Origin of the sequence: Paenochrobactrum gallinarii, from assembly GCF_014205685.1 — a bacterium.
Classification (GTDB): domain Bacteria; phylum Pseudomonadota; class Alphaproteobacteria; order Rhizobiales; family Rhizobiaceae; genus Paenochrobactrum; species Paenochrobactrum gallinarii.
In genome coordinates this window covers 71,114-93,821 of record NZ_JACIIU010000010.1, presented here as the reverse complement: position 1 = coordinate 93,821, position 22,708 = coordinate 71,114, and the positions used below count along the sequence as shown (strand labels likewise).

Annotated in this window: 20 protein-coding genes and 1 tRNA gene; 5 read left to right on the top strand and 16 right to left on the bottom strand. The window is 49.0% G+C overall.

The window, feature by feature from the left end; translation table 11 throughout:
* Positions 1–42: 42 nt before the first annotated feature.
* The 10 genes from parE to topA all read right to left on the bottom strand — a co-directional run bounded on the left by parE (position 43) and on the right by topA (position 13,085).
* Positions 43–2,166: a DNA topoisomerase IV subunit B gene (gene parE, locus FHS77_RS10840; RefSeq protein ID WP_374786245.1), complete on the bottom strand. Its 2,124-nt coding sequence runs from the start codon at positions 2,164–2,166 to the stop codon at positions 43–45.
* Positions 2,167–2,554: 388 nt separating this feature from the next.
* Entirely contained in the window at positions 2,555–3,814 is a 1,260-nt protein-coding gene (locus FHS77_RS10835) for a multidrug effflux MFS transporter (RefSeq protein WP_184223206.1), read from the bottom strand.
* A 361-nt stretch (positions 3,815–4,175) separates the two neighbouring features.
* Entirely contained in the window at positions 4,176–4,508 is a 333-nt protein-coding gene (grxD, locus tag FHS77_RS10830) for a Grx4 family monothiol glutaredoxin (protein WP_184223204.1), read from the bottom strand.
* Positions 4,509–4,686: 178 nt separating this feature from the next.
* Positions 4,687–4,926, bottom strand: coding sequence for a BolA/IbaG family iron-sulfur metabolism protein (locus FHS77_RS10825; RefSeq protein WP_184223202.1), 240 nt, complete (start codon positions 4,924–4,926; stop codon positions 4,687–4,689).
* A 226-nt stretch (positions 4,927–5,152) separates the two neighbouring features.
* Entirely contained in the window at positions 5,153–5,320 is a 168-nt protein-coding gene (rpmG, locus tag FHS77_RS10820; protein WP_184223200.1) for a 50S ribosomal protein L33, read from the bottom strand.
* 101 nt (positions 5,321–5,421) lie between these two features.
* The gene (locus tag FHS77_RS10815) at positions 5,422–6,600 is read right to left on the bottom strand and encodes an MFS transporter (protein WP_184223198.1); all 1,179 of its coding nucleotides are present in this window, start codon (positions 6,598–6,600) and stop codon (positions 5,422–5,424) included.
* A 3-nt stretch (positions 6,601–6,603) separates the two neighbouring features.
* Entirely contained in the window at positions 6,604–7,377 is a 774-nt protein-coding gene (locus FHS77_RS10810; protein ID WP_343061001.1) for an NUDIX hydrolase, read from the bottom strand.
* A gap of 174 nt (positions 7,378–7,551) precedes the next feature.
* On the bottom strand, positions 7,552–8,001 hold the full coding sequence (locus FHS77_RS10805; protein WP_184223196.1) for a DUF983 domain-containing protein: 450 nt from the start codon (positions 7,999–8,001) through the stop codon (positions 7,552–7,554).
* A complete protein-coding gene (gene rnr / locus FHS77_RS10800) occupies positions 8,001–10,382 on the bottom strand; it encodes a ribonuclease R (RefSeq protein WP_184223194.1) in 2,382 nt (793 codons plus the stop codon). Before rnr ends, FHS77_RS10805 begins: the two co-directional genes overlap by 1 nt.
* A gap of 3 nt (positions 10,383–10,385) precedes the next feature.
* Positions 10,386–13,085, bottom strand: coding sequence for a type I DNA topoisomerase (gene topA, locus FHS77_RS10795; protein WP_184223192.1), 2,700 nt, complete (start codon positions 13,083–13,085; stop codon positions 10,386–10,388).
* A 280-nt stretch (positions 13,086–13,365) separates the two neighbouring features.
* On the opposite strand from topA, the gene FHS77_RS10790 reads away from it, so the two are divergent.
* Positions 13,366–13,560: a hypothetical protein gene (locus tag FHS77_RS10790; RefSeq protein ID WP_184223190.1), complete on the top strand. Its 195-nt coding sequence runs from the start codon at positions 13,366–13,368 to the stop codon at positions 13,558–13,560.
* Between the two features lie 130 nt (positions 13,561–13,690).
* Here the strand turns inward: FHS77_RS10790 and dprA are convergent, their stop codons facing one another.
* From dprA to FHS77_RS10770, 4 genes are all read right to left on the bottom strand, one after another.
* Positions 13,691–14,908 (bottom strand): DNA-processing protein DprA, encoded by a 1,218-nt coding sequence (dprA, locus tag FHS77_RS10785; RefSeq protein WP_184223188.1) that lies wholly within the window; start codon positions 14,906–14,908, stop codon positions 13,691–13,693.
* Positions 14,905–15,531 (bottom strand): glycerol-3-phosphate 1-O-acyltransferase PlsY, encoded by a 627-nt coding sequence (gene plsY / locus FHS77_RS10780; RefSeq protein ID WP_184223186.1) that lies wholly within the window; start codon positions 15,529–15,531, stop codon positions 14,905–14,907. Before plsY ends, dprA begins: the two co-directional genes overlap by 4 nt.
* 67 nt (positions 15,532–15,598) lie before the next feature.
* The gene (locus FHS77_RS10775) at positions 15,599–16,885 is read right to left on the bottom strand and encodes a dihydroorotase (RefSeq protein WP_184223184.1); all 1,287 of its coding nucleotides are present in this window, start codon (positions 16,883–16,885) and stop codon (positions 15,599–15,601) included.
* Positions 16,885–17,850, bottom strand: coding sequence for an aspartate carbamoyltransferase catalytic subunit (locus FHS77_RS10770; protein WP_184223182.1), 966 nt, complete (start codon positions 17,848–17,850; stop codon positions 16,885–16,887). The genes FHS77_RS10775 and FHS77_RS10770 overlap by 1 nt, the downstream gene beginning before the upstream one ends.
* Positions 17,851–18,055: 205 nt before the next feature.
* Here FHS77_RS10770 and FHS77_RS10765 point away from each other — a divergent pair, with 205 nt between their 5' ends.
* Complete coding sequence (locus FHS77_RS10765) at positions 18,056–18,682, top strand: LysE family translocator (protein ID WP_246431297.1); 627 nt, start codon at positions 18,056–18,058, stop codon at positions 18,680–18,682.
* Between the two features lie 15 nt (positions 18,683–18,697).
* Here the strand turns inward: FHS77_RS10765 and FHS77_RS10760 are convergent, their stop codons facing one another.
* Complete coding sequence (locus tag FHS77_RS10760) at positions 18,698–19,624, bottom strand: cation diffusion facilitator family transporter (RefSeq protein ID WP_184223180.1); 927 nt, start codon at positions 19,622–19,624, stop codon at positions 18,698–18,700.
* Between the two features lie 173 nt (positions 19,625–19,797).
* Between FHS77_RS10760 and FHS77_RS10755 the strand changes: the two genes are divergently transcribed.
* The 3 genes from FHS77_RS10755 (at position 19,798) to FHS77_RS10745 (ending at position 21,279) form a co-directional block, all read left to right on the top strand.
* Positions 19,798–20,007 (top strand): hypothetical protein, encoded by a 210-nt coding sequence (locus tag FHS77_RS10755; protein ID WP_184223178.1) that lies wholly within the window; start codon positions 19,798–19,800, stop codon positions 20,005–20,007.
* A gap of 395 nt (positions 20,008–20,402) precedes the next feature.
* Positions 20,403–20,478, top strand: a tRNA-Lys gene (locus FHS77_RS10750).
* A 303-nt stretch (positions 20,479–20,781) separates the two neighbouring features.
* Positions 20,782–21,279, top strand: coding sequence for a GNAT family N-acetyltransferase (locus tag FHS77_RS10745; protein WP_184223176.1), 498 nt, complete (start codon positions 20,782–20,784; stop codon positions 21,277–21,279).
* 136 nt (positions 21,280–21,415) lie between these two features.
* On the opposite strand, the gene FHS77_RS16410 is transcribed toward FHS77_RS10745, so the two are convergent.
* Positions 21,416–21,547, bottom strand: a complete 132-nt coding sequence (locus FHS77_RS16410; RefSeq protein ID WP_281383605.1) for a hypothetical protein — start codon at positions 21,545–21,547, stop codon at positions 21,416–21,418.
* Between the last annotated feature and the right edge of the window lie 1,161 nt (positions 21,548–22,708).

Genomic DNA, 22,708 nt, shown 5'->3' with positions numbered 1-22,708 from the left:
GCGATCGTACTCCGGCTTTTTTTATGACTGTTATATCAATGTTTAAATATCGAGCTTGTCGGCAAACTCGGCATTTTCCTGAATGAAGCGGAAGCGCGCTTCCGGCTTCGTGCCCATCAGGTCGTCAACCGTTGCCTTGGTAGCATCTTCTGTACTGTGATCAATCTCGACACGCAACAGTGTGCGTTTGGCCGGATCCATTGTCGTCTCCTTCAACTGCTCGGCGCGCATTTCGCCCAAGCCTTTAAAGCGACCGATTTCAACCTTGCCACGGTTACTGAAATGCGTACGCAGCAACTCATCTTTATGTGCATCATCACGCGCATAAGCCGTTTTGCCGCCTTGGCTCAAACGGTAAAGCGGCGGAACAGCCAGATAGAGGTGACCGTTGCTGATGAGGTCAGGCATTTCCTGATAGAAGAAAGTAATCAGCAGCGAAGCAATGTGAGCACCATCCACGTCAGCATCCGTCATGATGATGATACGGTCATAGCGCAAATCTTCTTCACGGTATTTGGAGCGTGTGCCACAACCAAGGGCTTGAATAATATCTGCAATCTGCTGGTTTGCAGTTAGCTTGTCACGTCCGGCACTGGCGACGTTCAAAATTTTACCACGCAGTGGCAGAATCGCCTGATTGGTACGGTTGCGCGCCTGTTTGGCAGAGCCGCCCGCGGAATCACCTTCAACGATAAAGAGTTCGGCATTGTTGGCAGAATTTTGTGAGCAGTCGGCAAGTTTGCCCGGCAGACGTAACTTACGCACAGCCGTCTTGCGATTGACTTCTTTTTCCTGACGACGGCGCAGACGTTCTTCCGCGCGCTCAATCACCCAATCCAGCAGCTTGGAAGCTTCTTGCGGGGAGGCCGCCAGCCAATGGTCAAACGGATCGCGAATGGCATTTTCAACAATGCGCTGTGCTTCAACTGTTGCAAGCTTATCTTTCGTCTGACCGACAAATTCCGGCTCACGAATAAACACCGAAAGCATAGCAGCAGCTGAGGTCATTACGTCATCAGTGGTAATGACAGAAGCGCGCTTATTGTTGGTCAGCTCCGCATAGGCTTTGAGGCCGCGTGTGAGCGCGATACGCAAGCCTGCTTCATGCGTGCCGCCATCGCCGGTCGGGATCGTGTTACAATAGGAATGGACGAACGCATCGCCGCCATACCAGCTAACAGCCCATTCCATCGCGCCGTGACGGCCTTGCGCCTCGGTTTTACCGGCAAAAATTTCGCGCGTGACCTGAAAGTCTTTGCCCAAAGTGGTGGCGAGATAGTCCTTCAAGCCGCCCGGGAAATGGAAAACTGCCTTTTCAGGTGTATCCTGTTTCGGGTCGAGGAGTGACGGGTCACAGCTCCAGCGGATTTCAACGCCACCGAACAAATAGGCTTTTGAGCGCGCCATGCGATAAATGCGCGTCGGGTCAAATTTGGCATTTTTGCCGAAAATATCTGGATCAGGATGAAAACGCAGACGTGTGCCGCGGCGGTTATGCACTTCGCCGAGTTCTTCCAGTCCACCCTGCGGAATACCGCGCGAGAAGCACTGGCGGTACAGACGGCGATTACGCGCGACTTCCACTTCCAGCACATCGGAAAGCGCATTCACAACCGACACACCAACGCCGTGCAGACCGCCGGATGTTTCATAGGCCTTGCCGTCGAATTTACCACCGGCATGCAGCTTGGTCATAATAACTTCAAGCGTGGATTTGCCCGGAACCTGCGGGTGATTATCGATCGGAATACCGCGACCATTATCGCTGACCGACAAGAAACCGTCCGCATCAAGGCTGACTTCAATAAAATTGGCATGTCCCGCAACAGCTTCGTCCATCGAGTTGTCGATGACTTCTGCAAAGAGATGGTGCATCGCCTTTTCGTCGGTGCCGCCGATATACATACCCGGGCGCAGACGTACCGGCTCCAAGCCTTCCAGAACACGGATGGCGGAGGCGTTATAATCACCATTATCAGCAGCAAGTGTTGCACGCTTAAACGGCTCTTCCGGTGCGGGAGCTGTTGGTGCAGCGGAAACCGGCTTCGTTACTGTTGCGTCTTCAGTTGCAGGGGCAGGCGCCACAGCACTGACAGCCGGCGCAGCAGCAGTCAGCGCCTCACTATCAGCTTTTGACGCTGTTTGCCTTTCACGGGCTTTACTCACAACACTTGAAAAAAGATCGTTGTTGTTGTCCATGTGCTTCGGTTCAGCCTATCTATTAAATATACCGCTTCAAGAGCTGCAAATTTTTCGTCACTGTCTATTGTTTTGTAACATGAGCATTGATTTCAGCAATGCGTACTTTCGAATCACCCACATCATGCCATGCCAATTGATAAAAAGCGAATAAGGTTCGCTTTATGTTCTGTCGCATTCATACCAAAACGTCAAGTTTTGCACGGACTTTTCACGCATAAGCCCTTTTGCGCTGATTGACAGCGGCAAAGGGATAAGAAAACGCATTTCAATGCGGGGGAACTAAAATGAAGTAATCCGGCATGTTTGAAATTGCATGCCGGATTTTTGTTTATTGGATCAGATGCCTTGAGTCTTATGGCTTGGGAGCCTGATGCTGAGATGCAAACAGCTTGCCGCGCTCCGCAATCAGCATGCAGATGAAGCTGATAATGCCGAGAATGGTAAATCCCAGTGCGATTGGTGTCGTGGTGCCGTCAAAGGATTGACCGATGATGGCGCCCAAGGTTGCGCCCACGGTTGTCTGGGTGAAGCCCAGCACCGACGATGCGGTTCCGGCAACAGCACCCAAAGGCTCCATCGCAAGCGCGTTGAAGTTTGAGGTGATTTGCCCGAACGAAAACATGATGACCATGTAGAGCGGCAAAAGCAGGAACAGTGGCACAGGCCCTTCAAAGCTCAGCGACAACACGAACCACAGTAAGCTGAATCCGATAAAGACAAACAGCATTGTTTGTGAAATACGGCGCATACCATAACGGCCGACAAAGCGTGAGTTGAGGAATGAAGACAGCGCCATTGTCGCTGCAACTACCGCAAAAGCCAGCGGGAACAATTCACCCAGTTCATAAATGCCGACATAGATCTGCTGTGATGATCCGATAAAGCCGAACAATGTGCCTAAGATGAATGATGTGCCGAGCATATAGAAAAACGCCACACGGTTGGTCAGCACGAGGCTGAAGGACTGTGCAAGGCTTGTAATCGACAGTGAGCGTCTTTTTTCTACAGCCAATGTTTCCGGCATGCGGAAGTATACCCACACCATCACCACAGCCGCTGAAACAGCCATGAAGACAAAAATCAGGTGCCATTCACCAAATAGCATAATGAACTGACCGGTAGCAGGTGCAATCACCGGCAGGATCATGAAAACCATCATAATCAGCGACATGACTTCGGCCATCTGACGGCCGCCGTAAAGGTCACGCACGATAGAGACGGAAATAACGCGCGTGCCTGCGGCTCCAATGCCCTGTAAAACGCGTAAAAGAATCAGCATTGAGAAGCTGGTGGTAAAGGCGGCAGCCAGTGCCGTGACAATATAAATGCTTGTGCCGACAAAAAGCGGAATGCGTCGCCCGAAACGGTCACTCAATGGCCCGTAGAATAATTGCGAAACACCTAAGCCCAGCAAATAAGCTGTAATGACGAATTGGCGATGATTTTCAGATTCGACCCCTAAGCTTGCACCGATTTCCTGTAATCCCGGAAGCATGATGTCAATTGCCAGAGCGTTAATCGCCATAACCGCTGCAATCAGAGCAATAAATTCGCCACGACCGCGCATGCCGGTTCTTTGTTCGGAGTGACCCTGTTTTATATCAATTGGCAAAATACTCTCCTGTCTGCGGCATACATATGGTCAACCTGAAATAGCACCTAAACTATATTGTTTAAGTCTATCGTGCCCGTGAAATGCGGTTGGGTGGACCAGAAATTATCGTTCGACCCCCGATCTTATGAGTGACCAGTATAATCAAGCAATAATATTTTAAAAACTTATTTCAATGATTGGTTGAATCAATTGAATAGTGAAATTAGCGCGTGAATGGCAACATCTGTGTGAAAAAGCCTGTTCACGAAATCGTGAGGAAAGAGAAGCTTCAATATAGTGACAAATAACACTGAGGTTCAAAAATAGCAAAGGTGCCGGAGACCGGCACCTTCGGGCATTCATTTAAGAATAATGGGAATCAGGCCGCTTTAATAGCGATGCCTTTTTCTTCAAAGAGTGCTTTCAGTTCACCAGACTGGAACATTTCACGGGTGATATCGCAACCACCAATGAACTCACCTTTAACATAAAGCTGGGGGATGGTCGGCCAGTTGGAATATTCTTTAATGCCGTTACGCATTTCGTCCGATGCCAGAACGTTGATTCCTTTGTAATCAACGCCGATATAATCCAGAATCTGTACAACCTGTCCGGAAAAACCGCACTGTGGGAAACCAGGCGTACCTTTCAGGAAAAGTACGACATCATTATTTTTTACTTCACTGTCAATAAGTTCGTTGATGCCGCTCATATTCTTCGTCCTTTTCTTTTTCCGCTCAACCAGCAGAAACATCTGTCCGAATTGTCGGATGTGATCAAAAAATGATCAGGTCTGTTCGGTGTTAAGCTGTAAAAACCACTTTTTTCAATTCAATGCAACATTGTCTTAAAAACTGCGGCAATTACAGCTCACATAGAAAGCTTCAGGCTTATACCTTTTCAGGTACGCTTGTTTGCAAGGCGAGGGCGTGCAGTGCATTGCCCATATTGCCGCTCAAAGCTTCATAGACCATCTGATGTTGCTGTACGCGCGATTTACCACGGAAGCTTTCCGCAATAACTTCGGCCGCGTAATGGTCACCATCTCCGGCAAGGTCACGGATCGTCACCTGTGCGTCAGGAATTCCGACGCGAATGAGTTTTTCGATCTCGTGAGCATCCATAGCCATGTTGTTCTCCGTCAATTCAAAGAATTAAACTGTCATTCGCATATTTGCTGATCAGATATGGGAATTAGGATTGATAATGACAATAAGCATGAGCCAAGGCAAGGCCTGCACCGGTTTATGGACGGGGCGGTTCTTTTGGTCGCGGCTGATGATTAATATCGGGGTAGGGAATTATAAAAAAAGCCACTCGTGAAGAGTGGCTTTTTTAACGCTTTCAGGAACAAGATTACTTGATCTTGGTTTCCTTGAATTCAACGTGTTTTCTTACGACTGGGTCGTATTTAGTCTTTGTCATTTTTTCCGTCATCGTACGGCTGTTCTTCTTCGTTACGTAGAAGAAACCCGTATCTGCGGTTGACAAAAGCTTGATCTTGATCGTGTTAGCCTTAGCCATTTCGCTATACCTGCTCTTTTAAAATTGAAACCGCCAGCGATTCCGGCGACTTCACCCGGTAGCGGAAATTCGGCGCGACACTACGAAAAACCAGAGAAAAGTCAACCCCGCTTATTGAATCTCATCAAACGTATTGCAGCAATAATGGCATATCCGGCAAAAAAGATGCCAAGAACCAGCGGAAAACCATTTATTCCCACCACATCCATGCCAATACCGACCAGCTGAGGGCCGGTCAGCATACCGATTGCATAGCAAAAAACGAAGGCTGCATTGGCTGATGCGAGCTCACGCCCTTTGAGCGAAGAGCCCAGATGGGCAAGGCCGATCGTATAAAGGCCTGCGACAACACCGCCCCATAAGAAAAGGCAAATAGCCAGCAAATACCAGTTGCCGAGTAAAAACGGCATGCCGATCATTCCGCCAAGGCCGGTGACTGCGCAAAAGAGCAGCAACTTGCGTCTGTCCGAAATACGGTCACTGACGAGGCCGAGCGGAATTTGCATCATCACATTGCCAAGGCCGATAATGGTCAGCAGCAGGGCTGTGTCGCCTTCCGGATAGCCGATTTTAGCGCCAAAGACCGGAAAGAGTGCAAGGCCGCCGGTTTCCACCGCACCAAAGACAAAAACAGCCATTGTGGCGGTTGGAACAGTGAAGATGAAAGGCAGAAATGGTACATGTTCGCCTTCTTCAAAATCAGGACTGTCACGCCATGCGATCAGTACTGGAATTATAGCGAGCATGATGATGCAGAAGCCGACACCAAACGGCATCATGCCGGCACTGCCGATTCTTGAAAATAGCCAGGGTCCAAGCGCAAAGCCCATTGCGAAGGAGGTGGCGTAAAGCCCCAGCACAAAACCGCGTTTTTCAGGCGGTGCGGAGGCATTGATCCAATATTCGGACAATACAAAGAGCACGGTAAGCGCGAAGTGCAAAATGACACGCAGCACAAACCACATCCAGATATCCTGGAAAAAATGGAAGCCGATAAAGGCGGCACCACCAATCAGCAACATCAGAAAGATAGTGCGCACCACTCCAAGTCTTGAGGCAATGGGCGAGGCGAGTGGTGCTGCGGCAATAGAGGCAAGGCCTGCAAAAGCTGTATTGGCACCAATGACAGTGGAAGAGTAGCCACGGCTTTCCAGAAGTACGCTTAACAGCGGAATCCCTAAGCCGATGGCAGCGCCAACAGCACTGATTGTTGCAATGGCAGCACCCAGTGAGCGCCAGTTGAAAATTACAGCTTCATCAGAAGGTGGCAGATTTGTCATTAATCAGATTACTTCACGCAGATAGCGACCATAACGGGGGCTATATTGCACCACCGGAATGGAGGCGGGCAATGATGAGCCGTTATCGTCTAATAGCTGTTGGGCATGTTTTAAAATAGATTCGGTAATTTCCAGAATATCAAGATTGAGTGCCTGATTGAACGTAATCCAGCTTAAATCTTCCAGTTCACCACTGGGTTTCAACGGCTGAATGTGCAAATCCGGCAATGAATCGCGAAAAGCCATGAAAAAACGGGTGTCAAAACGGCGCACATGATGCGGCGGCGTAATTGCACGCGCAAAATAGCGCAGTTTTGAAAGATGGGGCAAATCGCCTGATTTTAAAAATTCACCCCAATCGGGATGATTGTGATCTGACACATTGGAATCAATGCGTGCCGGAGTGGAAAGACGCAAACCGGTTTCTTCAAATGTTTCACGAACCGCACATAGGCCTAGAGCGCGCGCACGACGAACAGACGGGCGCGAGCCCATACTTGCCAGAAGTTTGTTTTGATCTGTTTCTAATAGCTCGGATGCAGCTGCTATGGAGCCGTCTTGCAGGTCAGTGCGACCACCGGGAAACACATATTTACCGGGCATGAAAGCGAGATTGGCATTGCGTCGCCCCATTAAAACGCGGGGTTTTACCTGCGAGCGGTCGATCAATAAAAGGGAAGCAGCGTCTTTAGGGCGTTTTCTTAGGCCAGGCTTATCCGACACAGGTTTTTGCGGAAATGATTCTGGATAGCGCGGATTGTGATGAGACGCCGACATGAAATAATTGCCCTTTTAAACCACCCGTAAGCCGGAGCCCCGATGCTGCTTTGATGATCTGAGCATTTATCGCATCGGTTTCAAACAGATTTTACGTGCCTTCAAGAAAGCGGCCGGCTTGAATGACAATGATTAAGCCGGCTGTTTGTTATTTTTGACAAGAGGACAGGCGCTTTACGCGTCGCCTTTTTCTTCACCGCCGAAGCCGTGCATATAATTTGCCCATTGCAGCCCGATGATGGAACCTTTGATTGGTTGCAGCATCGCGAGCGACAATAAGATAGTCAGCGGAGACCAAACGGCAAGATGCACCAGTAGTGGCAAAGTGGTCGATGCTTCCATGATCATCGCACCGGCAATGACAATATGGCCGACGATTACAACAGTCAGGTATGCTGGCAGATCGTCAGCGCGCTGGGCGCGATAATCTTCGCCGCAAACGGCACATGCATCGACGGATTTGAGATATTTACGAAAAAGTTTACCTTCACCACAATGGGGGCAGCGGCAAAGCATTCCACGCCACATAGCTTGTCCGAGTGAACGGGCAGGGCGTTGTGTATGTTCATGATTGCCGCCGAAAACCTGCGGTGTTTCAACTGTTTTTACCTGTAACGCGCTCATCAGCGACCTCTTTTTCGGCTGCGAGGAAAAGCGGCTGAGGGACCGGATTTTCCGCGGCTCATGCGACCTGACCGTTTCGACTTGTGAAAAGACTTCGTTGTCGATGGCAGTGGACGCGGTTCAGAAACCATTTCAAAACGAAGTGCACCGGCAACCGGCAGCGCTTCAATAAGCTTCACATCCACAATATCGCCGAGCCGGTACCCTTTACCGCTGCGCTCACCCGCTACAGAATGATTAGCTTCGTCATATAAATAGTATTCATAACCTAAAGTTGAAATGGGAATAAAGCCATCTGCACCATATGTCGCAAGTGCTACAAACAATCCGGCTTTGGTAACGCCTGAAACGCGGCCCTGGAATGTATCACCGATCTGGCCTGCCAGATGGTGCGCAATCAGGCGATCCACCGTTTCGCGCTCCGCCAGCATAGCGCGGCGCTCAGTTTGCGAAATCTCGGCGGCGATCTCGGCAAGATTTGCTTCTTCATCACGCGTAATACCGCCAGCACCCAAATGCAGCGAGCCGATCAGGGCCCGATGCACAATCAGATCGGCATAACGGCGGATTGGCGAAGTGAAATGCGCATATTTGTGCAAATTCAAGCCAAAATGGCCGATATTTTCCGGGTTGTATTCCGCCTGACTTTGCGAGCGCAGCACCACCTGATTAACCAGCTCTTCGTGGTCACTGTCTTTAACCTGCGAAAGAATGCCGTTAAACTGGGCGGGTCTGAGTTCAGCACCGCGTGCAAGGCTGATATTGAGGCTGCGCAAAAATTCACGCAAGCCTTCCTGCTTCGCCATGGACGGAGAATCATGGATGCGGAAAATCAGAGGCTGTTTTTTCTGCTCCAAACTTTCGGCCGCAGAGACGTTCGCCTGAATCATACATTCTTCGATGAGCTTATGCGCATCAAGACGCTCAGGAATAATCACCTTGTCGACCTTGCCCTCAGGGGTGAGGAGGATTTTCTTTTCCGGCAGGTCAAGTTCAAGCGGCTCGCGGTTATCGCGGCCGCGCTTCATGACAAAATAGGCTTCCCACAGAGGTTTCAGCACGCTTTCCATGATCGGTGCTGTCACATCATCGGGTGCGCCATCAATGGCAGCCTGTGCTTGCCCATAAGCAAGATGTGCAGCCGAGCGCATCATCACACGGTGGAATGTATGGGATTTTTTGCGACCCTCTGCGGTGAAAATCATCCGTGCCGCAAGTGCCGGTCGGTCTTCGCCTTCACGCAAAGAGCAAAGATTATTGGAAATACGTTCCGGCAACATCGGCACAACACGGTCAGGGAAATAGACCGAGTTACCACGGCGCAGAGCTTCTCTGTCCATTGGTGAGCCGGATGCCACATAGGCTGCCACATCGGCAATAGCGACATAAACAATATAGCCGCCGAGATTATTCGGGTCTTCATCGCGCTCAGCATAAACCGCATCGTCATGATCCTTGGCATCTGCCGGATCAATGGTGACAAGCGGGATGTTGCGCCAGTCTTCGCGCTTGCCAAGTTCCAGCGGTTTGCATTTTTCAGCTTGCTCCAGCACGCTTTCCGGAAAAATATGCGGAATATCATGCGCATGGATGGCAATCATCGAAAGCGCTTTTTCGCTGTCGAGCGCACCAACCACCTGCGAGACCTTGCCTCGCGTTGGGCCAAAACGCTTGGAACGGGTGACTTCAACCTCAACCAGATCACCAGCTTTTGCTTCGCCGATCTGATCTTTATCAATAAGCACTTCCGGTTGCTTTCTATCAACCGGCTCAAGGCGCCAATCACCTTTTTCTGTCTGGCGTAAAACGCCAAGCACAGAATTTTCATGGTGTTCTAAGCGTTTAATCACGCGCGCTGTAAAGCGAGGGCCGGAATTATCCGAATTGCGGAAGATTTTCGCCATGATGCGGTCGCCAATGCCAACCGCAGGGCCTTTATCTTCACGGCTACGGCGAATGAGAACAAGCGGCGCTTTATTCTCAACATCTCCATTTGTTGGCCAATCAGCAGGACGTGCCATCAGGCCGCCATCGCTGTCACGGCCTGTGATGTCGAGTACGGCGATGGACGGCATGGAGCCCGGACGCGACAATTTCTTGGAACGTTTTTCCAATTCACCTTCATCGGTGAGGTCGCGCAGAATGTCTTTCAAATGGATACGCGCATTGCCTTTAAGATTAAAAGCTTTGGCAATGTCGCGTTTGCCGGCGCGATCAGGATTTTCTTCAATAAATTTGAGAATATCTTCACGCGTCGGCAAATAAGCAAGGCTTGTATCTGCCCGACCAGGCTCATTCGAGCCTGATTTGGCTTTTGATGCACGCCGTTCTGTACGCATAGATTTGCCCTTTTCGGGACTGGTGTGGGAGCGACGTGCCAATTTTTATTCCTCTTCAGCCGTTGCGGCTTTCTTTTTCGTCGTCGTTTTAGCCGCAGCCTTTGGCTTGGCGGCAGCTTTTGCCTTGGCTGGTGCTTTAGGCTTTGCTTCTGCTTTAGCCTTCGCCGGTGCTTTTGTTGCTGCTTTTTCTTTTGCTGCAGCCTTTTTAGCCGGAGCTTTCTTGGCTTTTGACTTGGATGAGCCAGCCTTGTCGGTAATCAACTGCAAGGCTTCTTCTAAAGTCACCGTTGCCGGATCTTTACCTTTTGGCAATGTGGCATTGATTTTGCCCCAATTGACATATGGTCCATAGCGTCCGTCACGCACAGTGATTGAGCCGCCATCAGGATGGTCGCCAAGTGTTGCCAAAGCCGCCGGTGTGGAGCGGGTGCGTCCGCCACCTTTGGAAGCTTTGTCAGCAAGAACGGAAACAGCGCGGTTGATACCGATGGTGAAAACTTCATCGACATTTTCAACATTGGCATAGGTACCGTCATGCATCACATAAGGACCATAACGACCAATACCGGCTGAAATCATTTTGCCTGTTTCAGGATGCACGCCGACATCGCGCGGCAATGCAAGCAGTGCCAGTGCTTTTTCAAAATCGACCGTGTCCAGCGTCCAGCCTTTTGGCAGACTGGCGCGTTTGGCTTCTTTACCTTCGCCACGCTGCAAATAAGGGCCGAAACGTCCTGTACGCGCGGTGATGTCTTCCTGTGTTTCCGGATCCTGTCCAAGAACTTTGGGTTCATTGGAACCATTGGCGCCATCAGCACCTTCTTCACCGCTGAACTGGCGGGTGAATTTACATTCCGGATAGTTGGAGCAACCAACAAATGCGCCATATTTGCCAAGCTTCAGCGAAAGCTGGCCAACACCACAGGTCGGGCAGCTGCGCGGATCACTGCCATCGCCCCGATCAGGGAATGCCATTGGAGCCAAAGCTTCGTTAAGTGCATCCAGCACATTGGTGACGCGCAGTTCTTTGGTGCCGTCGATGGTGCCGGAGAAATCTGTCCAGAATTCACGCAGCACATCTTTCCAAAGCAGTTTGCCATCGGAAATCAGATCGAGCTTTTCTTCCAGATCAGCAGTGAAATCATATTCCACATAGCGCTTGAAGAAATTTTCCAAGAAGGCAGTTACCAGACGGCCTTTGGCTTCGGGAATAAGCTTACGCTTTTCAATCGTAATATATTCACGGTCACGCAAGGTTGCGAGGGTGGCTGCATAGGTAGAAGGGCGGCCAATGCCAAGCTCTTCCATCTTTTTGATAAGTGATGCTTCCGAATAACGCGGAGGCGGTTCGGTGGAGTGCTGGGTTGCATCAATGGTTTGACGTACCAGTTTTTCACCGGCAATAATTTCCGGCAGACGTGCGCTGTCCTCGTCTTCATCTTCTTCTTCGCGGTGATCCATATAAGCCGCCAAGAAGCCGTCAAAGCGTGTGACAGAGCCGGTTGCGCGCAGCATAGCAGCGCGGGAACCGTTGGTCGCTTCAATATCAACGGTTGTGCGCTCGATATCAGCCGATTGCATCTGAGAGGCGATGGCGCGCTTCCAGATCAGTTCGTAAAGGCGTGCCTGATCATCATCAAGAAAGCGACGCATTTCTTTTGGCGTGCGCATGAAATCCGTCGGGCGGATTGCCTCGTGCGCTTCCTGAGCATTTTTGGCTTTTGTTGAATAATAGCGTGGCTTCTCCGGTACATATTTGTCGGAGAAGGTTTTGCCGATAGCAGAGCGTGCGGCCTGAATTGCTTCCGGTGCCATCTGCACACCATCGGTACGCATATAGGTGATGAGACCGGTGGTTTCGCCGCCGATATCAATACCTTCATAAAGGCGCTGCGCTACCTGCATGGTGCGTGATGCGCTAAAACCAAGCTGGCCGGATGCGGCCTGTTGCAGCGTCGAGGTGGTGAACGGAGGCCCCGGATTGCGCTTTGTCGGCTTTGCTTCCACGGAGGCCGCTTTAAACTCGGCGCCTTCCAGCATGGTGCGGATAGCGGTTGCCTGCTCTTCATTTTTAATGTCAAGCTTGCCTAGGCGCTTGCCGTCCAGCGAGGTGAGGCGGGCAGCAAAATCATCACTGCGCGGTGTTTGCAGTTTACCTGCAATGCTCCAATATTCTTCACGAACGAAACGCTCGATTTCGTTTTCGCGGTCGCTGACGAGACGCAGTGCAACAGATTGCACACGGCCTGCCGAGCGGGCTCCGGGCAGCTTGCGCCACAAAACCGGCGAAAGATTGAAACCAACGAGGTAATCGAGTGCGCGGCGTGCCAGATAGGCATCCACCAGCGGCATGTCGATATCACGCGGATTAGCCATTGCATCCAGAACAGCCTTTTTGGTGATCGCGTTGAAAACAACACGCTTGACCGGCTTGGAGCCAATGGCTTTTTTCTTATTTAAAACTTCCAGCACATGCCATGAAATGGCTTCCCCTTCGCGATCAGGGTCAGTTGCCAGAATGAGGCTGTCACTGTCTTTCAGTGCTTTGATAATATCAGTAAGTCGTTTGGAAGACTGACTGTCAACTTCCCACGACATTTCAAAATCTTCATCAGGGCGGACAGAGCCGTCTTTGGCTGGCAAATCGCGCACATGACCAAAGGATGCCAGAACTGTATAGTCTGACCCCAGATATTTATTGATAGTTTTAGCCTTGGCAGGCGATTCGACAACGACGACGTTCATTACAACAGCCTAAATTCCTGGTCCCCACAGTGTTTTTATGCACATGCCCGAATGGCGAGGGTTTCCCATCACATGAACAGCGCAGACCATTTGGTCAAGAGTGCGCCATGATTTTTATTCAAATTACAACCATTGGTTTTACGTGTTGATAAGTACTAGTAACAAGGGTATCCAGAGTAAAGCTCAAAAGAAAATGCGATATAATGTGCCATGCTTAAAATTATTTCAGAACTAAAATTATTTGAGACAGGCAATTTAACATAACGGAGCGGGGGAGATAATGGGTGATGTAAGATTTAACAAAATTGATATTCTGCAATATATTGAAGATATGCTGTGCGATATGCGGGTAATGGCAAAAAGTACCGATAGTCAGGTGTTGGTTTATTTGCTGGAAATGGCCGTTCTGGAAAGCCGTGATCAGATAAAGGCGCAAGAACAGCATTTGCAATCTATGGGGCGAATGGTCAATTAAAGCATGACGAAGAGCAATGGTTTCATTTAGCTCTCGTTAATATGCGACAATTGAAAAATTAGTGCGAGCGCTGTGGTTAAATTAAGCGTGACCGGTTCAATGTATTGAAGGGCTTTTATTCAAGCTTAATTCAATCATTGATCGGCACCAGCGCCACATGGCCGTTGGGATAGCGCGTGAGTTGACCTGCCAGATCAAGCTCCAGTAAAATCAGGAAAACCTGTGCGGCTTCCATGCCTGTATGGCGGATAAGTTCATCGACTGAGACCGGAACAGGGCTTAGCAGACCGGAGATCTGCTCCCTGTCTTTATCAGAGGCCGGCGTGGTCAGCTTTTCCGGTTCTGATGTCTCAGCTTGCATCAAGGGTGACTGATAATCTTGCTCTGATTCTTCAATTATAAAGCTGAGCTGATCAGCAGGCTGCGAAAGCGGTCTGTCTTCCCCATGTTGGATTAGTTGCGGGGACAATGCTTCAATAATATCCTTGGTTTCTGTCACAAGAAGTGCGCCTTGCTTGATCAGGTCATTGGTGCCGCTAGCGCGCGGATCAAGTGGGGAGCCGGGAACAGCAAATACTACGCGTCCCAATTCGCCTGCCATACGCGCCGTTATCAGCGAGCCGGAACGTCTGGCTGCTTCTACAACCAACAAACCGGATGAAAGCGCGGCTATGATTCGGTTGCGGCGTGGAAAATCTTGCGCACGTGGTTCCCAGCCAAGGGGCATTTCGCTCACCACCGCGCCGCCATTTTCAGGGATTTCGTGATAGAGCTTCAGATTCTGTGGCGGATAAGGGCGGTCTATGCCGCCAGCAAGAACTGCAACAGTGCCTGTTTTCAAGCTATATTGGTGGGCGCTGGCATCAATACCGCGTGCCAGACCGGAGATAATGGCATAGCCTGCATTGCCTAATTCGGCGGCGATATTTTGCGTGAATCTGGCGCCAGCAATTGACGCATTGCGTGAACCGACAATGCCGACGGGCGGCTTGGCAAAAACCGATAAATCACCTTTGACAGTGATTAAAGGGGGCGGAGCATCGCAGTTTTTTAAATATAACGGATAATCCGGCTCACCCATGCCGATAAGACGTGCGCCCAAACGCTCGACAGCTTCTATTTCGCGGCTGACCTGATCAAGGGAGGCGAGGCGGATGCGACGGTAAGCGCCGCCGCGTTGGCTCAGTTCTGGAATCATTTCCAGCGCATTACTGGCAGAACCGCAATGCAAAATCAGATCCCTGAATGTGACAGGGCCGATATTTTCACTACGGATAAGACGTAGCCAGTTGAGTCTTTGCTGGTCGGACAGGCGTATTCCATGAGTTGAAATCGCCTTATCCGTCATTTTTTAGCGCCGATCTTGCTTTCGCTGCCATCCATCAGGCGGGTGATATTGGTGTGATGCTTGATAAAAATCAGGATCGTTAAGACGGCCATCAAAAGGGCGGTGTGATTATTGCCCTGCAAATAAAGTGCAATGGGTGCAATGATACAGGCCACTAGTGCTGAAAGGGAAGAATAGCGGGTCAAGACTGCAATTAGCAGCCATACACCGGCAAAAATCAGTGCAACCTGCCAGGCAAGGGCAATAAGCACACCCAAATAAGTGGCAACGCCTTTGCCGCCCTTAAAACCAAGCCAAACCGGAAATGTGTGACCGATAAACGCTCCAAGACCTGCCGCCAGTGCCGCATCAGCACCATAATAGCTTGCGAGCAATACTGCCACTGTGCCCTTAAGCATGTCACAAATCAATGTGCCGGCTGCGAGTTTTTTATTACCGGTACGCAGTACATTGGTGGCACCGATATTGCCTGAACCAATAGAACGTACATCGCCAAGCCCTGCCATTTTGGTGAGCAAAAGGCCAAAAGGAATGGAGCCCAGCAAATAGCCCAGGGCAAGAGCTGCAATAATTAAAAAAATGTGGGCCTCCCATGAGGTAGTCTGAAGGTTTGCATTGTTCATATCAGATCGATTGAATCAATGCAGATATGTTTACAGGCTATCTTACGATAGCCTGTTTATTTTTATATTACAGTTCGAAAACTGTTTTTCCGCCAACCAGTGTTCGCAAGACACGTCCGGTGAGGCGCGCGCCTTCAAAACAACTGTTTTTCGATTGTGAATGCAGGTCTTTTTCATGCACAACCCAAGGCTCTTCCAGATCAACAACAATCAGATCGGCTGAAGCGCCAGTTTTTAAAGTGCCCGCGTCAAGACCGAAAATGCGCGCTGGTGCTGTGGAGAGAACCTCTGTTAAGCGCAGCAAGCTTAAATCTTTACTATGATAAAGACGCAGCGCTGCCCCTAGCAGCGTTTCCAGTCCGATCGCTCCGGCTTCCGCATCAGCAAATGGCAGCCGCTTGGTGTCAACATCCTGCGGATCATGAGCCGAGACGATAATATCAATCGTGCCGTCCTTGATGGCTTCAATCATAGCCAACCGATCTTCTTCTTGTCGCAGCGGCGGCGACAGACGGAAGAATGTGCGGAACTCACCAATATCATTTTCATTGAGCGACAAATGATTGATGGAAATACCAGCTGTGACATTAGCACCATCAGCTTTAGCTTTACGAACCGCATTGGCCGACATTTCACATGAAATCTGGCTGGCGTGGTAAAAGCCTTTGGTGAGGGCTGCCAAACGCAAATCCCGTTCAAGCGGAATGAGTTCGGCCTCGCGAGGGGTGCCGGAAAGACCAAGCCAGCTTGCAAGCAGTCCTTCATTCATCACGCCATTGGCACCCAAATACGGATCGCGCGCTTCACAGGAAATGACCGCATTGAAATCACGTGCATAGGTGAGGGCGCGGCGCATCGTCTGCGTGTTGACAATTGTGTTGCGACCTTCGCTGAAAGCAACCGCTCCTGCAGCACGCAACAGGCCAAATTCGGTGAGTTCTTCACCTTTAAGGCCGCTCGTAACCGAGGCTGCCGGATAAACATTAACCACTGCCGTGTCACGGGCTGTACGCTTGACGAATTCAACCAGTGCCACATCATCAATAACCGGATCAGTATCAGGCATCATGATAAAGGATGTGACACCACCGGCGGCAGCAGCACGGCTGGCCGATGCGATGGTTTCGCGGTGCTCCGCACCTGGCTCACCAACAAAAACGCGGGCATCAACCAGACCCGGCAAAATGGCTTTGCCTTGCAGGTCGATCTTTTCACAATTGTCGGGTGTGCCTTGATTGCGGGCATCTGCACCTGAGGCCAGAATTTTGCCGTCCTGAACAATCAGGCTGCCGATTTCGTCCATCTGGCGGGATGGGTCAACGATACGCGCACTTGTAAAGCAGATCGGTTTCATCAGGCTTCTCCCGTGCTTTGTGTGCGTCGCGGATCAAGCAGGGCTTCCATTACCGCCATGCGGACTGCAACGCCCATTTCTACCTGATTTTGAATGGCGCTTTGCGGGCCGTCTGCAACATCAGAGGCAATTTCAACGCCGCGGTTCATCGGGCCGGGATGCATGACCAGCGCGTCTGGTTTGGCGTATTTTAGTTTTTCTTTATCAAGACCGTAGAAGCGGAAATATTCACGCACGGATGGCACAAAAGAACCAGCCATGCGCTCGCGCTGCAAACGCAGCATCATCACCACATCGGCGTCTTTCAAGCCGTCTTCCATCGAATTGAAAACTTCAACACCCATATTGGCAATGCCGGCAGGAAGAAGTGTCGAAGGGGCAATCACACGCACGCGGGCGCCCATAGTGTTAAGCAGTAAAATATTGGAGCGGGCAACGCGCGAATGCAGCACATCGCCGCAAATAGCGACAATCAAGCGACCGATCTTGCCTTTGGCGCGGCGGATGGTGAGTGCATCAAGCAGGGCTTGAGTTGGATGTTCATGGGCACCGTCACCGGCATTGACCACCGAACAGCCGACTTTTTGGGCAAGAAGAGCAGCGGCACCGGCAGATGTATGGCGTATAACCAGAATATCCGGTTGCATGGCATTAAGCGTCATGGCCGTATCAATCAGTGTTTCCCCTTTTTTAACGGAGGAATTACCGACAGACATATTCATAACGTCTGCGCCCAAGCGCTTGCCTGCAAGCTCAAAGGAGGATTGCGTGCGCGTTGAAGCTTCAAAAAACAGATTAATCTGTGTTCTGCCGCGCAAGACGGATTTTTTCTTTTCAAACTGGCGCGAAACAGCCACTTCCTGATCAGCAAGATCAAGCAGGCAATCGATGTCCAGCGGCGATAGTCCCTTAATGCCAAGCAAATGGCGATGAGGGAACAGCGGGGAAACGTTTTGTGATGTCATGGCAAGTTATCCCTATAAGACGCTGTAAGGCGCGCCGCAAGCAGACTTATAGTGAGTCTACGTAAAAATCTTGAATTTAAAGAAACGTATATCAAAAAGGCATTTCTGTTTGTCGAAATGATTTGCCAGCAAGCTTTGGTTGTGCGCAGTTTATAGCAAGTTTTCGCTCAGCGTATAACCGGCTGTATAATAAGAAGTGAGGCGCATGATGAATTACCATTTGTGGTTAGGCTTTGTGGCTGCCTCTATTGTGATGGGCTTGGTGCCGGGGCCGGGTGTTCTAAGCATTATTGGTTATGCTGTGAGTTCAGGCACACGCACGGCTTTGGCATCCGTTGCAGGTATGGCCGTTGGCAATATATGCGCAATGACACTCTCACTTGCCGGTGTGGGTGCGTTACTTGCCAGTTCTGCCGCAGCTTTTACACTTCTTAAATGGGCAGGGGCACTCTATCTGATCGGGCTTGGTGTTTTAGCGATCCGGCGTAGTCATATGGATGCTACTGATAAGGATGTTATCCTTAAACCGATTTCTGCGAGACTGGCTTTTCGCAGCAATATTCTGATCGGCGTTTTTCATCCCAAAACCATTGTGTTTTTTGTGGCTTTTACACCGCAATTTATTGATGTGCATTATGCTTACTGGCCGCAGGCCATTTTGTTGATTTTTACTTTTACTGTAGTGGTCGGGATCACGGACGCCTTATATGCCTTAACGGCTGCAAGGGCGCGCACATTATTAGTCAGTCCACGTGCAAAAATCTGGATGGGGCGCGCTGGTGGTGGCGCTTTGGTTGCGGCGGGAGCCGCAACCTTGATGACAAAAAACTAGAATATCCAATATGGTTTAGTCAGCCCATTCCGGTTCGGTGGTAAAGGCGATAGTCAGCCAGCGGTCAGGGCTTCGTTCACCCAGAGCGTCGGCCAGTTCATCGCGGATGGCATCCCATTCTTCCAGTTTTTTGGCCGGCCAGTTAGATGGCACAATAAAGTAAAGTTCGATCTGTGTGCCGCGACCAACTTTGGCAACATATGCCCGATAGGATAAAAATCCGTAGCGCTCAACAAATTGCTGCGCGACGCTTTCAGCATTTTCCTTCAATTCAATCGGGGTGAATAACAGCATGTCTGCCAGTGCCTGTTTGATGGTGACAAATGGCATCGGGATAATAATAAGACATACAATCGTCAGTACAGCCGGATCTATATAGGGCAGCATCCAATCCAGACTTGTACCTTGCAGGATCATCCCGATCAGAAAGGCAATAAAGAGTGCGGCTGTAATACCAGCGGACATATACCACGCTTTGGCATCCAGCGCGACAAAGTCTGATTGTAACTTGCGGTTGGCACGCATTTCCATCCAGCCCATCAAAACACAGACAACTAAAGCAAATGCTGCATAAAAGACGGCATAGGTGAATTCGAGATGGCGGCCACCGGACATCAGGCTGCCGATCGCATTAATCAGCGCATAGATGGATACGCCGGTGAGCATTAAGCCATTAAGACCGAGCACCATTGGCTCCAGATGCCAAAAGCCCATGGTAAAACGATCACGAAGTTTGCCGCTTGGTGGGACGGGCAGGGTGGAAAGGCTGATGAGTCTGGCTACAATCAAGGCAAGGCCACTCAAAGCCGCGTCGATCAGAAGATAAACGCCATCAAAGACAATAGAGAAAGAGCCTGCAAGCAGACCGAACAGGACACCGAATCCGGCTAGGAATATCGTGACAGTAATCGATGTTTTGAGAATGGCTTGTTCACTATGCAAAATTCACTCCGGCATTATGCAGTTAAAATAAAATTTAATTGTTCACAGAAAGGATATATTTTTAAAGTTGATCAGGATCAATGCGTGAACAGTTTTTATAATATTGAATAGTTCTAAAATACGCGATAGTTTCGCGGATGAATTGATCTGTTTTGCCCCTTTACGGAGTTGTTATGTCCACTCAGATGCAGATGTCGTTATTTCTGGGCTCCATTGCCTTTATGGTTTTGGTTGGCTCTGGTTTTATTGTAATTCTGACGGTGCCTGCTTTGGCGAAGAGCCCGATCTATCCTATGATCATTCTGGCTGCCGTGAGTTTTGTTATAACACCATTTATTGGCTGGTTGGTTGCCGGAAAAATTCAAAGTCTTCAAAAGAAGTAAAATTTAACGAAGATTTTTTTTAATAAAAGGGCGCTTGTTTCAAGCGCCCTTTTTATTTTCGTAAAACTTTTTTCAAAGTTTTTTGAAACGTGAAGCCGTTTTGGACGAATCTTTTAGGAGATTCGATGATGAGATTCGCGGAATCGGTTAAAATCATGCATTTTCAATGGGCTACAGGAATCATTTTAGGGAAAAATTTGCAGGGTTGTGGATAGTGAATGCAACTATGTCGCGATTTATATCTTGTGAAATCAATCAAAGGTAATCGTTTTTGCAGGAAAAACGAAATAAAATGCGATTTCTTACGATTTCTGTTTTTTGGGTGTTGACCAATCCGAAACTGAGCCTTATGTATCGGCCAACTTCTGAGGGAGACAACAACTTCTTCCCCAAGGGAGCGCGTAGCTCAGCAGGTAGAGCAACTGACTTTTAATCAGTAGGTCCACGGTTCGAACCCGTGCGCGCTCACCATTCTAACAGTGATTAGAATGGTTTAGCAGGAAGTAAAAACCTCCATTATAAAATTGGTCATTCATCATAGTATGATCATAATTGATACATTTACGATATCTGATTTACTTTCGTTATCTCAAATATCACGTTTGATATTGCCTTATGATTCTGTTGGGAATGAAGAGCTTTATTGCTGATTATGATGCTGAATAATCAATGAGATTAATAGCAGTTCAAACGCTGCTTTCATCTCTCCATTGTCAGTTATTATGCTTTTTAATATAATTGACTGCATAATAAGGGGATTGGTATAAATTTCTTATGATTGTTCAATCTGAATCTCCCGAAAATATTCAAGATATCCGTGATCTTATAACGCTTGCGTTTACGGGCGCTGAGCATAGCGACGGATCAGAAGCGTCTATAGTTGATGGCTTAAGGGCAGACGGCGCGTTATCCGTCTCAATCGTAGCAATCAACGCTGATGAGGTCGTCGGCCATGTCGCATTTTCTCCGGTGAGTATCGAAGGCGTAGGAGCGGGCTTTTATGGTCTTGGGCCACTTGCAGTGCATCCCAGCTATCAACGTGGCGGGATTGGCACAAAGCTTGTTCGTGCTGGTTTGTTGAGGCTGCAATCTTTGTCCGCTGCGGGTTGTGTTGTTCTAGGTGATCCTGATTATTATTCACGCTTTGGTTTTAAGTGCGATCCCGCCTTGCGCTTTCCTGATGTTCCTGAAGAGTATTTTCAGTGCTTGGATTTTAGCAGTGCACCAAGGCATGGCGTTGTCATGTATCACAAAGCTTTTTACGGGAAATAAGCTGTTTTAGGCGATTTATTTATTTTCAAAATGAAATTGTAACAAAGGGCCGGCACGCAATTGCCTCTGCCTTATGTTACAATAATTTATAGTTTTATTGTGCTTTTTTCTTTCATGCCAGGCGAATGAGGCCACCTTAGATTAAGCCGATACTATCACCCGTTAATCCAAGGCTTAATGCATTGTTGGTGATGTCAGGGCTATTGGCTGATGCGATTGATTGGGCTGCTTGTGCGGCGCTTGAATTATTCGCTTTTGCATCCATCATTGCGACCCGCCTGATTTGTTGCATTTAGGCGGTAGGGTGACTGATGCTTCCGGACTGGTGCTATACATTGATTTTATGTTGTTTTCAGAGCGTAATTGATCTGCTGACGAGACAGCTCCGGGGATAAAAGCAAATATATACCAGCGGACAAAGCGCTGCTCCAGATTACAGAAGCAGGATATTGGTTCGTAGGGAATTGTCTTTGTGCATCATGTGCATTTTTAATTTCACGGGCGACTTATAGTTTTATTTTGAGAATGTGCAGTTTTGTTTTACTGGTAGGCCTTGGTTCGGCTTGGCTAATGGCTATTTGATAGCTGAGCACGAAGTTGTGAAAATGGATATTGCTTTTCCATTTTTCCTTTCAAAAGAATGTGCTAATGCAGTCCACGTTATAATATAGCATGGAAAGACACAAAAATGGATTGGGTTCCAATAGTCTTCGTGATCTTCAAACTTGTCGTGCTTGGTGTTTGTATGTTTTTCGCCATCAAGTGGCATTACGATCAAGATAAGAAGAAAAAGAAAGAGGCGGGCGGGTTGTAAGTATCCGCTTTATGCACGAAGTGCGGCTGGTTGCTTCTGCCTCAATACTCCCGGAATATGTAATTTTATGGGGCGGGTGAAATCAGTAAAAATGGTCGAAACGATTAAAGCCAATTGATGAAATTTGGTGATTGTTTACTCGTAGATTTATTGTCTTATTTAAGACATATTGAGCTTCTATATATCACTACAGACATTGCTTTAAAGTTACTAACTTTAAGAGCGCTGGACGCGTCAGCCGCTCGCATATGTCACCGTCATTTGAAGCCTTTGACCACGGATGTACTGGCACTGGCAAAATGACTTCGGGAAGGTCGGTGCGTTTCGCCCCGGCCTTTTTTTATTGTGCGGGTAATCACTGATTTTGATGATTTTCAGCACAAAAAACTTATATTAACGTTATGTATCTCTGTGAATTACCAATGCAGATATACCCCTTAAACAGAAGAGAGCACCTCTTGTGTCAAAACTTGCACAGCGGGGTTCAGCAATTGTTTTTTCAAATGTGATCATTGGATGCGCTCTGTTTTATCTCAATAGCACCAGTAGCAAACATTCTGGCAAGCTTGCATCACTGGCAGTTAAAGTAGGGGGGCAATATTGTTATTGCTTCGC